The sequence below is a fragment of the Streptomyces sp. NBC_00775 genome, assembly GCF_036347135.1.
GTDB lineage: Bacteria > Actinomycetota > Actinomycetes > Streptomycetales > Streptomycetaceae > Streptomyces > Streptomyces lutosisoli.
The window spans coordinates 8,167,883-8,181,227 of the sequence record NZ_CP108938.1 but is presented as its reverse complement, the minus strand read 5'-3'; the positions used below and the strand labels follow the sequence as shown (position 1 = coordinate 8,181,227).

The 13,345-nt window shown below is 69.5% G+C and carries 12 protein-coding genes; 5 read left to right on the top strand and 7 right to left on the bottom strand.

All coding sequences use genetic code 11. The annotated features are described in order from the left end of the window. Positions 1-309: 309 nt before the first annotated feature. Genes OIC96_RS36320 through OIC96_RS36310 form a run of 3 tightly spaced genes read left to right on the top strand, consistent with a single transcriptional unit; the run spans position 310 to position 2,866 of the window. A complete protein-coding gene (locus OIC96_RS36320) occupies positions 310-1,194 on the top strand; it encodes an ABC transporter substrate-binding protein (RefSeq protein WP_330303771.1) in 885 nt (294 codons plus the stop codon). Next, positions 1,191-2,102: an amino acid ABC transporter permease gene (locus OIC96_RS36315; protein ID WP_330303772.1), complete on the top strand. Its 912-nt coding sequence runs from the start codon at positions 1,191-1,193 to the stop codon at positions 2,100-2,102. The genes OIC96_RS36320 and OIC96_RS36315 overlap by 4 nt, the downstream gene beginning before the upstream one ends. Further along, positions 2,099-2,866: an amino acid ABC transporter ATP-binding protein gene (locus OIC96_RS36310; RefSeq protein WP_330303773.1), complete on the top strand. Its 768-nt coding sequence runs from the start codon at positions 2,099-2,101 to the stop codon at positions 2,864-2,866. The genes OIC96_RS36315 and OIC96_RS36310 overlap by 4 nt, the downstream gene beginning before the upstream one ends. A 24-nt stretch (positions 2,867-2,890) precedes the next feature. On the opposite strand, the gene OIC96_RS36305 is transcribed toward OIC96_RS36310, so the two are convergent. Next, entirely contained in the window at positions 2,891-4,666 is a 1,776-nt protein-coding gene (locus OIC96_RS36305) for an ankyrin repeat domain-containing protein (RefSeq protein WP_330303774.1), read from the bottom strand. A 58-nt stretch (positions 4,667-4,724) separates the two neighbouring features. Further along, a complete protein-coding gene (gene aroQ / locus OIC96_RS36300) occupies positions 4,725-5,198 on the bottom strand; it encodes a type II 3-dehydroquinate dehydratase (protein WP_330303775.1) in 474 nt (157 codons plus the stop codon). Positions 5,199-5,299: 101 nt separating this feature from the next. Between aroQ and OIC96_RS36295 the strand changes: the two genes are divergently transcribed. Further along, a complete protein-coding gene (locus tag OIC96_RS36295) occupies positions 5,300-6,346 on the top strand; it encodes a S66 family peptidase (RefSeq protein WP_330303776.1) in 1,047 nt (348 codons plus the stop codon). Between the two features lie 61 nt (positions 6,347-6,407). After that, positions 6,408-7,709, top strand: a complete 1,302-nt coding sequence (locus OIC96_RS36290) for an MFS transporter (RefSeq protein WP_330303777.1) — start codon at positions 6,408-6,410, stop codon at positions 7,707-7,709. A 30-nt stretch (positions 7,710-7,739) separates the two neighbouring features. On the opposite strand, the gene OIC96_RS36285 is transcribed toward OIC96_RS36290, so the two are convergent. The 5 genes from OIC96_RS36285 to OIC96_RS36265 form a co-directional block, all read right to left on the bottom strand. After that, a complete protein-coding gene (locus tag OIC96_RS36285) occupies positions 7,740-8,840 on the bottom strand; it encodes a calcium:proton antiporter (RefSeq protein ID WP_330303778.1) in 1,101 nt (366 codons plus the stop codon). Between the two features lie 96 nt (positions 8,841-8,936). Next, positions 8,937-9,239 (bottom strand): hypothetical protein, encoded by a 303-nt coding sequence (locus tag OIC96_RS36280; protein WP_330303779.1) that lies wholly within the window; start codon positions 9,237-9,239, stop codon positions 8,937-8,939. Positions 9,240-9,368: 129 nt separating this feature from the next. Beyond that, complete coding sequence (locus tag OIC96_RS36275; protein WP_327427886.1) at positions 9,369-10,358, bottom strand: TerC/Alx family metal homeostasis membrane protein; 990 nt, start codon at positions 10,356-10,358, stop codon at positions 9,369-9,371. A 272-nt stretch (positions 10,359-10,630) separates the two neighbouring features. Further along, on the bottom strand, positions 10,631-12,652 hold the full coding sequence (locus OIC96_RS36270; RefSeq protein ID WP_330303780.1) for a TerD family protein: 2,022 nt from the start codon (positions 12,650-12,652) through the stop codon (positions 10,631-10,633). Between the two features lie 45 nt (positions 12,653-12,697). After that, entirely contained in the window at positions 12,698-13,276 is a 579-nt protein-coding gene (locus OIC96_RS36265; RefSeq protein ID WP_327427888.1) for a TerD family protein, read from the bottom strand. Between the last annotated feature and the right edge of the window lie 69 nt (positions 13,277-13,345).

Genomic DNA, 13,345 nt, shown 5'->3' with positions numbered 1-13,345 from the left:
CGGCGCGAATGATGCAGCACGCGCCCCGTGTGAACCGAGCGCACGCGCCGGTGTCACGCGCGCGCTCCCGGCGCGGGCGCTGGTGCAGTCCACTGAAAGCAGCCCCGCGCAGGATGACGGCTCCTGCGCGGAACGGGCCGCCGGCCTTTCGATCCCCGCCCTCGGCCGGCGGCCCCGGCAGCGTTCTCGTCGAGCACATGGCCGGGCTTCCCGTAGAGCGTTCACGGGACTGCAACACACGTTCCCACTATGCGGACATTTGCCCTTGTGACCTCGACAAACGGCATGGTGGACTGTCACTCTCCCGCCATGCATCTCGCCCAACGCGCCCTGCGCCGCACCGCGTCCGCCACCACCGTTGCCCTGCTCGCCCTCGCCGTGGGCTGTGCTCCGCAGCCGGAGGAGAAGGCGACCGACAAGGCCTCCGGGGCAACCGGGGAGACCTGCGCCAAGGGCAAGTTGAGCACCCAGACCTCCGGCAAGCTGACGATCGCGACCGACGAACCCGCGTACGAGCCGTGGTTCAAGGACGACAAGCCCGCCAACGGCAAGGGCTTCGAGTCGGCGGTCGCCTATGCCGTGGCCAAGCAGCTCGGCTACGACAAGAGCAACGTCGTCTGGCAGAGCGTCCCGTTCAACAAGGCCTTCGCGCCCGGCACGAAGACCTTCGACTTCGACATCAACCAGGTGTCGATCAGCACCGAGCGCAAGAAGGCCGTGGACTTCTCGTCCGGCTACTACGACGTGCGCCAGGCCGTCATCGCGCTGAAGAGCTCCAAGGCCGCGAAGGCGACCAGCATCGCGGACCTCAAGAGCCTGAAGCTGGGCGCCCAGGTCGGCACCACCAGCCTGAACTACATCGACGACGTCGTGAAGCCGACCCAGCAGCCGGCCGCGTACGCGAAGAACGACCAGGCCAAGTCCGCGCTGAAGAACGGCCAGATCGACGCCATCGTGGTCGACCTGCCGACCGCCTTCTACATCACCGCGGCCGAGGTGACCGACGCGAAGATCGTCGGGCAGTTCGAGAACCAGGGTGGTACGCCCGAGCAGTTCGGGCTCGTCCTCGACAAGGGCAGCACGCTGACCTCCTGCGTGACGAAGGCTGTGGACGCGCTGCGCGAGGACGGCACGCTCGCGAAGATCGAGAAGCAGTGGCTGTCCGAGGCCGTCGACGCTCCGGTGCTCAAGTGACGGCCATGAAGGAGGAGTCGGGCGAGGACTCCGCCGAGGGGGACATGCCCGGTGGGGGCGACGCCTACGTCCCGTCGCAGCGGCGGATCGAGCGTGAGCGCTACCGGCGCACCCGTGCTCGCCGCTCGACGGCAGTGGCCGCGCTCTCCACGCTCGTCACCGCCGTGGTCCTGTACCTCGTCGTCGTCGACGCGCCAGGCTGGCCGCGCACCAAGGAGACGTTCTTCAGCGCGTCGTTCGCGCGCGAGGCCTTTCCGAAGGTGCTCGAAGGGCTGTGGCTGAACGTCCGGCTGTTCGTGGTGTGCGGGGTCGTGGTGCTGGTGCTGGGCACGCTGATAGCCGTGGCCCGCACCCTGCGAGGCCCTATGTACTGGCCGGTGCGTGCCCTGGCCACCGCGTACACCGACTTCTTCCGCGGTCTGCCGCTGATCATCTGTCTGTCGATCGTCGTGTTCGGTATCCCGGCGCTCCAGCTGCAGGGCGTGACCAACGACCCCGTTCTGCTCGGCGGTACGGGCCTCGTACTGACCTATTCGGCGTACGTCGCCGAAGTCGTCCGCGCCGGCATCGAATCCGTGCATCCATCGCAACGGGCCGCGGCACGCTCACTGGGTCTCACCACCCGGCAGACGCTGCGCTATGTGGTGCTGCCGCAGGCCGTACGCCGCCAAGTCCCACCACTGCTCAACGACATGGTGTCCCTGCAGAAGGACACCAGCCTCGTCTCGATCGGTGGTGCGGTCGAGGCGATGCGCTCCGCGGACATCATCGTGGGCCGGAGCCTCAACTACACGGCGTACATCGTCGCCGCGCTGCTGTTCGTGGCCCTGACCATCCCCATGACCCGCTTCACCGACTGGGTGACCGCGCGTATGGACCGGCGTCGCAGCCAGGGAGGCGTCGTATGAGCCGGAACCCCGACCTCAGCGGTCCCATGCTGCGGATGGAGTCCGTCCGCAAGACCTTCGGCGACTCGGTCGTGCTGCGGGACGTCGACCTGGAAGTCGCCCCGCACACGGTGACCACGCTGATCGGCGCCTCCGGTTCGGGCAAGTCGACGCTGTTGCGCTGCGCGAACCTCCTGGAGGAGATCGACGACGGTGCGATCTGGCTGGACGGCGAGGAGATCACCGACCCGAGGGTCGACCAGGACGCGGTACGCCGGCGGATCGGCGTGGTCTTCCAGGCCTACAACCTCTTTCCGCACATGACCGTCCTGGAGAACATCACCCTCGCCCCGCGCCGCGTACACGGCGTGAACCGCGCCGAGGCTGAGGCGCACGCGCGTGAGCTGCTCGATCGGCTCGGGCTCGGCGCCAAGGCGGGCGAGTACCCGGACCGGCTCAGCGGCGGCCAGCAGCAACGGGCCGCGATCGTGCGTGCCCTGGCCGTACGTCCCCGGCTGCTCCTCCTCGACGAGATCACCGCCGCCCTCGACCCTGAACTCGTCGGCGAGGTCCTCAACGTCGTCCGGGACTTGAAGGACGACGGAATGACCATGGTCCTGGCCACGCACGAGATGGGCTTCGCCCGCGAGGTCGCGGACCAGGTCTGCTTCCTGGACGGTGGTGTGATCCTGGAGCGAGGCACGGCCGAGGACATCTTCGGCAACCCTCAGCAGGAGCGGACGCAGCGGTTTCTGCGACGGATCGTGGAGGCGGGTCGGCTCTGAGGGACGCCTCGGCGGCGGCGCGGATCAGCCCAGCAGTTCGCTGCCCTCGGGTATCCCCGCCCAGCGCCGCGGCGGCCCCTCGACCGCGCGTCGGTCGGTGACACGTATACCGCCCATGTGCGAGGCGTACGCGACTTCGTAGGCGCCCCACATCCCGGAGGGCTTGTCCCACTGCCAGAAGCGGTACAGCCAGTGGAGGTCGGGCTCGTCCCCGAACACGAGGCCGATCTCCTCACTCAACTCGCTGTGCCCGTCGCGCGAGAACTCGCCGAAGGTGCCTCCCTTGGCGTTGAAGTAGAGCCCGTAGGCGGTCGTGCCGGGTGAGAGGGCGTTGAGTACGTCCGAGGTGTTCAGGCGGTAGTTGGTGGGTTGGACCAGGACGCATCCGCCAGGTACTCCGGTCACGCCCACGAAGCGCCCGGAGAGCTCGTAGTCACCGGGGTCGAACCCGTGGGGTCCGGTGCCGTACGGACCCGGCTCCCGGTCGAGGTCGAGTACGGCAGCGGCAGCCGGGTCGGCCCCCAGGCGGCGTATCGCCGTTTCCTCGTCGATCCCCGCCACGAAGGCGATCGACCGGCCTTCGAAGTGCATGTCCCGGAAGACCTCGGCCCGGCGGTCGGCATCCTCCTGCGCCTCGCGCTCCTCCGGAGTCAGCGGCACAGCGTCAGGCAGCGCCTCGAAAAGCGGGGCCAGCTGTGTCGTGAGGGCGAGACGGCCCGGCGACCGGCCGCCCATCTGCGGGCTCCAGGCGTTCGCGCCCGCGGCGAGCAGCAGCTCCGCGGCCTCCCTCTGACCGTGGCAGACCGCCTCCCACAGTGGGGTGCATCCCTCGCGACCCGCCACGTCCACGTCCTCGACGTGCCGCAGGAGTTCGGCGACGACCTCGGGCGCGCCATGCTCCGCGGCGTGGTGCAGTGGGGTCTCGCCGGACCAGGAGTCGAGTTCCTCCTGAGGGTCGGCGCCCTGTGCGAGGCGTGCTCTGACGAGTGCGATGTCCTGCCATCCCTGGTGCCCCATGGCCTCCCAGTCATCACGGTCCGGGTTCCGCGGCGGAGCGGCCGGCCGGTTGTCGCGACGTCCGGCGGGGCCGACGATGCCCTGCGCCATGAGCTCCCCCGGCCCCGGGCTGATGATCGCGTAGCTGCCCGTATGCCGAGCCTTCCCCTCGGAGGGTGGGGGCTCGGTCTCCGGCCAGATCGCCACCGCCTCGGCGGCCGCGGCCCGTAGTGCCGTCGCGTCGATCTCCGTATGCGTTTCGGGCACGCCGTGGTCGGGCCACTCGGCCACCAGTTGCATGGGCCCCTCCGGGGGCAACTGCGACAGGTGCAGCTCCATTTGGTAGTGGAACCCGCCGCCGCTTCCACCGTGCAGTCGCAGAGTGGGCCGTGGCGGTCCCTCCGTGGGTGCGGGCCACGGGTGGCCGTCGAGTGTGGTGATCCGCCGCCCGTCCGGGAGCAGCAGGCCGAAGCGCAGGGCTCCGGTGCCGGGTCGGCCCGGCCCGAAGTGGATGGGGTGCGTCGGCCGGCCCTGGCGGATCGACCTCAGGAAGACGTGCAGCCGGAAGGTCACAGAACCGGGCCACACCTGGCAGCCGGTGAGCATGATGCGCGCGGTCGGGCCGGCGCCGAGTTCGGTGACCTGCGGCAGTTGGGCGGGCACGAACCAGTTTGCGGGTGGTAACGACTCGTCCGAGCCCGGCCGGTAGGCAGCCAGTCGGCGCTCCGTCTCGGGTTGCGGCTCGCCGGCCGGATCGGGCGGGTCGGGCGGGTCGGGCGCGATCAATCCCTCGAAGAAATTCATGAATTGATCGTGGCACCCGCCACTGACAATCGGACTCAGCCCGTCCGCTCCCCCTCCGTCAGGCCTCCGCCTGCCCCGTCCCCGCCAGCGCCGCGACCCGCTCCACCGCGAACGCGTACCCCTGCACACCGCAGCCCGCGATGACCCCGTCGGCGCGGAGCGAGACGTACGAGTGGTGCCTGAACTCCTCGCGCTGGTGGATGTTGGAGATGTGGACCTCCACCACAGGAAGGCCGTCACAGGTGTTGAGCGCATCCAGGATCGCGACAGAAGTGTGCGAGTAGGCGGCCGGGTTGATCACGATTCCGGCGTGGTTCAGACGTGCTTCGTGGATCCACTCCACCAGTTCGCCCTCGTGGTTGGACTGCCGGAAGTCCACCGTGCCGCCGTGCGCGGCCGCCGCCTTGGCGCACAGTGCCTCTACGTCCGCGAGCGTGTCCGAACCGTAGATCTCCGGCTGGCGCTGCCCGAGGAGGTTCAGGTTGGGCCCATTGAGGATCATGATCGGGGCGTTGGCGAGGGTGCGGGGCACGGTTCCTCCAGTCCTTCAGGTCTGCCGGTCCGTGGAGGACCGCTGCTCAGACCCGGTTTATCACGGTGCACCGGAGTGGTGACGGCCCGTACCCTCCCGTCATGACGACGCCTTCGTACCCTCCCAAGCCCTCCCCCGGCGACCGGATAGCCGTGATCTCGCCGTCCTCAGGACTGGCGGGGATCCTCCCACTCCCGTACGAGCTGGGCCTGGAGCGGCTGCGCAAGGAGTACGACCTCGAACCGGTGGAGTATCCGGCGACCCGGAAAATGGGCTCGACCCCGCAGGAACGGGCCGACGACATCCACGCGGCGTTCGCCGATCCGACGATCAGGGCGGTCATCGCGTCGATCGGCGGCGAGGACCAGATCACCGTGCTGCCGCTGCTGGACCGGGAGTTGATCCGGGCGAATCCGAAGCCGTTCTTCGGGATGAGCGACAACACCAACCTGCTGGCGTATCTCCGCAACGCCGGAATCGTCGGCTACCACGGTGCGTCGGTGATGTGCGAGCTGGGCCGCCCGGTTGCCATGAACCCGCACACCGCCGAATCCCTCAGGGCGGCGCTCTTCACCTCCGGCGAGTACGAGCTCAGGCCCGCCGAGCGCTGGAATGACGTCAGCCGCGACTGGGCGGATCCGGCGACCTTCGACGCGGAGCCGGAGACCCGGCCCGGCGCCGGATGGACCTGGGTGAACGCCGACCGGGTGGTCGAGGGCCGAAGTTGGGGCGGCTGCCTGGAGATCCTTGGCTGGCTGCTGATGGCCGACCGCGAGATCTCCCACGACCTCACCGAGTACGACGGCGGGGTGCTGTTCCTGGAGACCTCGGAGGAGATGCCGAGCGCCCCCGAGGTCTTCCGCACGCTGCGGAACATGGGTGAGCGCGGACTGCTCCAGCGCTTCTCCGCGCTGCTGATGGGCCGCGCCAGGACGTGGTCCTTCGAGCGCCCCAACAGCCCGGAGGAGGGTGCTCGTTACGCCGCCGAGCAGCGGGAGGCCGTGCTCCGCGCCATGCGTGCCTACGCGCCCGACACCACGATCGTCTTCGACGTGGACCTCGGACACACCGACCCCCAAATCGTCATCCCCTATGGGGGCGCGATTCGTGTCGACGGACCCGCCCGGCGCATCGCGGTCACCTATTGACCCACACCACACTCCCGCGCGCCCCCCGTAACCGCCGATCACCGTGGGTAGTTGACGCGGCATGCACGACGTACGCACCGTAAGGGCGCCCTCCATGCTCCGGCTCGCGGCCGCCTCGCTTGCCGGGACGGCCATCGAGTTCTACGACTTCTTCGTCTACGGGACCGCGGCCGCACTGGTACTCGGCCCGCTGTTCTTCCCGACGTTCTCACCGCTGGCGGGGACGTTGGCGGCCTTCGCGACGTTCGGCGTCGGGTTCGTCGCACGCCCGCTCGGATCGGTGCTGTTCGGGCACATCGGGGACCGGCGCGGGCGGCGGCCGGTCATGGTCGCCTCGCTGCTGCTGACCGGTGCGGCTACCGTCGCCGTCGGCTTCGTACCGACGTACGACCGGATCGGCGTGTCCGCTCCCGTGCTCCTTCTTGTGCTGCGTTTTCTGCAGGGCCTCGGGCTCGGTGGGGAGTGGGGCGGGGCGGTGCTGCTGACCGCGGAGCACGCGCCTGCCGAGCGGCGCGGGCTGTGGTCGAGCTTCCCGCAGATCGGTCCTTCGCTGGGGTTCGTACTGGCCAACGGCGTGATGCTGGTGCTGTCGGCGACACTGTCCGACGCGCAGTTCGCGGCGTGGGGGTGGCGGGTGCCGTTCTGGGCGGCGGGGGTGCTCGCCGTGGCGGGGCTGTGGCTGCGCGGCTCGCTCGCGGAGAGCCCGCGGTTTCTGGAAATGCGGGACCACGCGCGTGTGCCGCTCGCCGAGGTGGTGCGCGACCACTGGCGGCTCGTGCTGCTGACGGCCGGCGGCCTCGCCGTCGGCTACGCCGTGTTCTACGCGGTGACGACCTGGGCGCTCGCCTACGGCGTCGAACGGCTCGGTGTGAGCCGTACCGTCATGCTGGCCTGCATCATGGCCGCCGTAGTGGTGAAGGGCTCCCTGACGCCCCTGGTGGCCCTGCTGGGCGACCGTTACGGACGGCGGCCGCTGTGCATCGCGGGCTGCGCGGGCGCCGCGCTCTGGATGTTCCCGATGGTCGCGCTGCTTTCGACTGGCGAACCCCTGCTGATGTTCCTCGGTTTCCTGGTGGCGCTGCTCGCGTTCGTCACGATGTTCGCTGTGATCGCCGCGTATCTGCCGGAGTTGTACGAGCCCAGGGTGCGCTGCACGGGCGCCGCGGTGGGCTACAACCTGGGCGGCGTCCTTGGGGGTGCGCTCACGCCGATCGTGGCGACGGCGGTGGCGAGCGGAGAGCGCGTCCCGTGGGGCGTGGCCGCGTATCTGACCGGGATCGCGCTGCTCAGTCTGGGGTGCTTCGTGCTGCTGCCGGAGACCCGGCCGGTGCCGCGGCTGGCGGTCGTACCGGCGACGGAGTGACAAGACCACGCCCTTGTCGGTCGACCCCCGTCAAGGGTTGATCGCCAGTTCCAGATAGGCCGCGAAGATAACCAGGTGGACGCCTCCCTGGAGGGGGGTCGCGCGCCCGGGAACCACCGTCAGGGAGCTCACCACCACGGTCAGCGCGAGCAGCACCATCTGGGTGGAGCCGAGGCCGAGGACGAGTGGCCCGGAGAGCCAGATGGTCGCCAGGGCGACAGCGGGGATCGTCAGTCCGATGCTGGCCATCGCGGAGCCGAGGGCGAGGTTCAGGCTGGTCTGCACCCGGTCACGGCGGGCCGACCGCAGCGCGGCGATGGTCTCGGGAAGGAGGACGAGCAGCGCGATGATCACACCGACCACGGAGTGCGGCATGCCGGCCGCCTCGACCCCGGACTCGATGGTGGGCGACACGCCCTTGGCGAGGCCGACCACTCCGACGAGAGCCAGGCCGAGCAGCCCCAGGCTGATCCCGGCTTCGCGGCCGGACGGGGCGCCGGCGTGGTCGTCCGCGTCGATCACCTCGCCCTGCCTGGTGATCGGCAGGAAGTAGTCCCGGTGCCGCACGGTCTGGGTCGTCACGAAGAGGCCGTACAGGACCAGCGAGGCGAGCGCGGCGAAGGTGAGCTGGGCGGTGGAGAACTCCGGGCCCGGCTTGCTGGTGGTGAACGTCGGGAAGACCAGGCTGAGCGTGGCGAGCGTCGCGACGGTCGCGAGGGCGGCGCCGGTTCCCTCCGCGTTGAAGACGGCCAGCCCGTGACGCAGTGAGGCGACCAGCAGACACAGCCCGACGATGCCGTTGCACGTGATCATCACGGCTGCGAACACCGTGTCGCGGGCCAGGGTCGAGCTCTTGTCGCCGCCGTCCGCCATCAGGGTGACGATCAGCGCGACCTCGATGATCGTGACGGCGACGGCGAGGACGAGTGAGCCGAAGGGTTCGCCGACCCGGTGCGCGACGACCTCGGCGTGATGGACGGCGGCCAGCACGGCCCCGGCAAGGACCAGGGTCACCAGCACGACGACCGCACCCGGCAGGTCACGTCCCCAGGTGAAGGCCAGCAGGACCACCGCGACCACGGGTACGACGAACGTCCACTGCGTCACGAGTGACCGGAGCCGAACGATCATGCTGCGATCGTCGCAGGCGTACACGGGCCCCGCACTCCGGTGGCGCGGGGCCCGCTCCGCTACCGCGTCGAAGGAACCCGTTCGGTCACCGGCGTACTACTTCAGCTCGGTCATCTCCCGTACGTCGCAGTCGGTGAAGGACGGTGGCCGGGTACACAGCGTGGCCATCCGCTCCGCCATCTTCGTCGTCTCGGGGTCGTTGCTATTGCGCATGGCGTCCTCGTACGAATCGAATTCGATCACCACGAGGTAGTGGTTGGGCTTGTTGCGGTCGTGCAGGACGAGGCGGTGCGTGGGGCCGCCGCTGCGGCCGGCCATGCGCTTGTCGGCATCCTCGGCCAGCTTCTGCATCTCCTCGATGCGCTCGGTCTCGAACTCGACGATCTGCACGAACTTCATGGGTACCTCCACCCGGCCCGGGGCGCCCCCGGGCCGGGAACGCGCAGAATCCAAGCAAGCACCGGGAGCGGTGGTCGGCAATTCGCCGCGCACCGCTCCCGGGGATGGTTGTTCCTACGTCCGTCGTGGTCAGACGTCGACGCTGTCCTTCGGAGCGCTCTTGACCTCTTCGAGCGCCGCCTGCTTCTTGGAGGCGACCAGGCTGGTGATCGTGGTGACCACCAGGACGCCGCAGATCACGCCGAGCGAGACCGGGATGGAGATCTCGGGGACATGCACGCCGGACTCGTGCAGCGCGTGCAGCACCAGCTTGATGCCGATGAAGCCGAGGATGACCGACAGGCCGTAGCTGAGGTGGACCAGCTTCCTGAGCAGGCCGCCGATGAGGAAGTACAGCTGTCGCAGACCCATCAGCGCGAACGCGTTGGCCGTGAAGACGATGTAGGGGTCCTGGGTCAGACCGAAGATCGCGGGGATCGAGTCGAGCGCGAAGAGCACGTCGGTGGTGCCGATCGCCAGCATCACGACCAGCATCGGCGTCATGACGCGCTTGCCGTTCTGCTCGATCCACAGCCTGGTGCCGTGGTACCGGTCGGCCACGCCGAAGCGTCGCTCGGCGGCCTTGAGCAGCTTGTTCTCCTCGAACTCCTCGTCCTCGTCGTCGGCACGGGCCTCCTGGATCAGCTTCCAGGCGGTGTAGATGAGGAACGCGCCGAAGATGTAGAAGACCCACGCGAAGCTCGCGATGATCGCGGCACCCGCGGCGATGAATATCGTGCGCAGGACGAGGGCTATGAGCACACCGACGAGGAGCACCCGCTGCTGGTACTGCGAGGGCACCGCGAACTTCGCCATGATCAGGACGAAGACGAAGAGGTTGTCGACGCTCAGGGACTTCTCGGTGATGAAGCCAGCGAAGAACTCTCCGGCGGGCTCACCGCCGGAGAACATGAGCAGTCCGAGTCCGAACAGTCCGGCCAGGGCGATCCAGACGATGGTCCAGATTCCGGCTTCCTTGATGGATACGTCGTGCGGCTTGCGGCCGATGAAGAAGTCGACCGCGATCAGGGCGGCGAGGCCCACGATTGTCAGGACCCAAAGGGTCACGGAAACATCCACTGCGCCTCCGGCAGTACGTAACGGCAGATTTCAGCGTCGTCGCTACCGGAGGTCTCTTCCACCCGTGACATTCACGGGCCGACGCCCCGGGATCTGGCCTGATCCGTATTGACGGGTACGCCGCAGCAGGTAGGGAGTACTCCCCTCCGTGTGGAAAAGAGTACCCGAACCACCAAGGAAAGGTAAAGCGGTCGGTAAAAGAAGAACCAAATCCCCTGGTCAGAGCGCTTTACTGATGCTTGACGCAAGCCCCTGACAGGACCTTGCCGAGGTCAGCGATTCCAGGGACGACGGGCCGCCGCCACCTGTGCGAGCACCTGCTGGAGCACCTGGCTGCCCGGCGGAACGAGCGCGGGCTCAAACGTCCAGGCATGCCCGACCCATGGGTCGGCGAGGTGGTCGTCGGGCACCGGGGTGATGCGCAGCAGCGAGCGCCACAGCGGGTCGAGCAGCGGTCCGTAGGCGGAGGCGTCCTCCCGGTCGGCCACCATCATCAGATGGACGCCGACGGCCGGCCCCTCGTCCGCGAGATAGCGCAGCTGGGTCACAGCGCGGTCGTCGAAGCCGTGCGGAAAGTCGTTGACGATCAGCAGTTGCTCGGCGGTGTCGAAGCCCGGTGGAAGCGAGTCGGCCGCTCCGCCGCGCACCGCCATCTGTACCAGGTCGACGCGCTGGGTGAGTCTGTCCAGGACGTCGGCCACACCCGTGGCACCGGCCGCGGGCGCGCCGTCGAGCGCTCCGGACTGCACCAGTGGCACGAGGGACGAGGCTCCTGAGCCGGCCGGGTCGATGACGTGCACCATGAACTCGCCCGCGGGATAGACGGCGAGCAGCCGTGCGGCATGCGCCACCGCCGTGTCCATGGCGAGGCGGCGCAGCTCGTCGGAGTCAGCGAGTGAATCGTCGAGGGTGGCCCGCCCGCTGTCGATCCACAGGCCGCGCTCCAGCGGCAGCCGGACCAGCATCGGGATGCTCAGGCCCTCGCTCTCGGGCAGACAGAGGTCGCCCAGGCGCAGCGCCATGGGGATCTCCATCGGCACCCGGTAGCCGTGCCAGACCGGGTTGTCCCAGCGTGCGAACGCCGGGGGCAGCGCGGGCTCGACCACCTCGGCCTCGGCGGTGAGCTGTGCGAGGTCCCGGTCGAGGGCCGCGCGGGCCTGGTCGACCAGATCGGCGTGCTTGGCCCGGGCCGCATCGCGTGCGGCGTCGCCCTGTCCGCCGATCCTGCTGCGTGGGTCGGACAGGACCTTGTCGAGCTCCTGCTCCATCCGCGAGTCGGCGAAGTCGACGGCGCTGCGGTACGCGGCGGTGGTGCGGGCCAGGTCCTCGAACATGCCCCACACCTGGTTGTAGAGCCGTTCCTCCATGGACCAGCCGGTCGCGTCGCCCGCGACGGGCTGGGCGGGCTGCCCGGGCTGAGCGGGTGGTGCGGTCGGCGGGGGCGGGGGCGGGGCCCCGGTCTGCCGGCCGGGATGGCTGTAGTCGATCCCGCCACCGGCGGGAGTGGACGGCTGGGTGACGGCCGAGGGATCGGGCTGCGCGGAGCCGCCCGGGTAGCCGGTCTGCGGCGCTGTGGCCCCTTGCGGACTCGGCACGTCGTACGGGGACTGCTGCGGCGGTACGGCCCCCGGGGCGCCCTGTGGTCCGCCGTAGGGCTGGTCCGGTCCCGGCGCCGAGGTGGCCGCCTGTCGTGAGCGGTCCCCGTCGGGCGTGCGCGGCGGGGGTGCGGCCACCGAGCGGGCCAGGCCCTGGGCCACCGCCTCGTTGATGCTGCCCGCGAGTTGCTGGGCCTCGGGCAGGCCCTGGTCGGTGAGGAGTTCGGCGAGACCACCCGCGTACCCCTGGCCGACCGCGCGGACCTTCCAGGCGCCCTGCCTGCGGTAGAGCTCCAGGGCGACGACGGCCGACTCGGCGTCCAGCCCTGTGATGGTGTAGCTGGCGACCTCGGAGCCGTCGAGGCCGGTGACCGCGATGAAGGGGGCGGCGACGGAGCCGAACCGGACCGGGCTCCCGACCCCGGACGGCAGCGCGAGCAGCACACTGACCCGGTGCACGGTCTCCGGCAGGGCGTCCAGATCGAACGCGAGGCGGTGGTCGGCCGCCGCCTGCTTGGAGACCTCGAGTCCGGGCAGGGTGGGCGCGCCCGGGTGGGCCACCCACTCGACGCCGCGGACCTTGCCCTGCTCATCGCTGAGCGTGGCCCCGGCCACGATCGGCTTGCCGGCCGAAACACGGACCTCAAGACGGACCTGGGAGAGCGGATGGTTCTGCCCCCGGACCAGCTCGGCCGTCATCGCCTTGTCCCCCTATGTCGCTTCGTGCTGTGCGCGCCGCGCTGCCTACAGATGCGGCAGGATCGCGGGCATCAGGTCCTGGAACGTGCGGCCGTTGGCCGGCGTGCCGAGGGCGGTCATCTGCCAGCCCGTGCCCGCGCGGTGCACCTTCGCCATGATCTGGGCGGTGTAGTTGCCCCCACCGTCCAGCGTGTAGCGCGCCAGCTCCTGGCCGTTGGTCTCGTCGATCAGACGGCAGAACGCGTTCTGCACTTCCTGGAAGGTCTGGCCCGTGAAGGAGTTCACGGTGAAGACGATCTGGTCGATGTGGACCGGGAGGCGCTGCAGGTCGACGAGGATCGCCTCGTCGTCGCCGCCCTGGCCCACGCCGCCGACCAGGTTGTCACCCGTGTGCCGTACCGAGCCGTCGTCGCTGACGAGGTGGCGGAAGAACACCACGTCGACGGGCTGCTTGTCCGCGAACAGCACGGCGGAGGCGTCGAGGTCGATCTCCCGGGTGCGCGAGCCGAACAGGCCGCGCCGGGGGGCGGCCTGCCAGCCGAGCCCCATGCGCACCGCGGTCAGGGTGCCCCCGTCGTTCTTCTGCAGACTGATGGCCTGACCCTTGGTCATGTTGACCGTCACGCGCTGTTCCCCTCTCGAACTGTCCCCTGTTGCCGCGGAGTCCGCGGATGACCAGAACCCTACGCAGCA

Bases quoted from the DNA above. Each gene is read 5' to 3' on its own strand.
- OIC96_RS36320 (WP_330303771.1), top strand. From the start codon at position 310: ATGCATCTCGCCCAACGCGCCCTGCGCCGCACCGCGTCCGCCACCACC.
- OIC96_RS36310 (WP_330303773.1), top strand. From the start codon at position 2,099: ATGAGCCGGAACCCCGACCTCAGCGGTCCCATGCTGCGGATGGAGTCC.
- OIC96_RS36305 (WP_330303774.1), bottom strand. From the start codon at position 4,666: ATGAATTTCTTCGAGGGATTGATCGCGCCCGACCCGCCCGACCCGCCC.
- OIC96_RS36295 (WP_330303776.1), top strand. From the start codon at position 5,300: ATGACGACGCCTTCGTACCCTCCCAAGCCCTCCCCCGGCGACCGGATA.
- OIC96_RS36290 (WP_330303777.1), top strand. From the start codon at position 6,408: ATGCACGACGTACGCACCGTAAGGGCGCCCTCCATGCTCCGGCTCGCG.
- OIC96_RS36285 (WP_330303778.1), bottom strand. From the start codon at position 8,840: ATGATCGTTCGGCTCCGGTCACTCGTGACGCAGTGGACGTTCGTCGTA.
- OIC96_RS36280 (WP_330303779.1), bottom strand. From the start codon at position 9,239: ATGAAGTTCGTGCAGATCGTCGAGTTCGAGACCGAGCGCATCGAGGAG.
- OIC96_RS36270 (WP_330303780.1), bottom strand. From the start codon at position 12,652: ATGACGGCCGAGCTGGTCCGGGGGCAGAACCATCCGCTCTCCCAGGTC.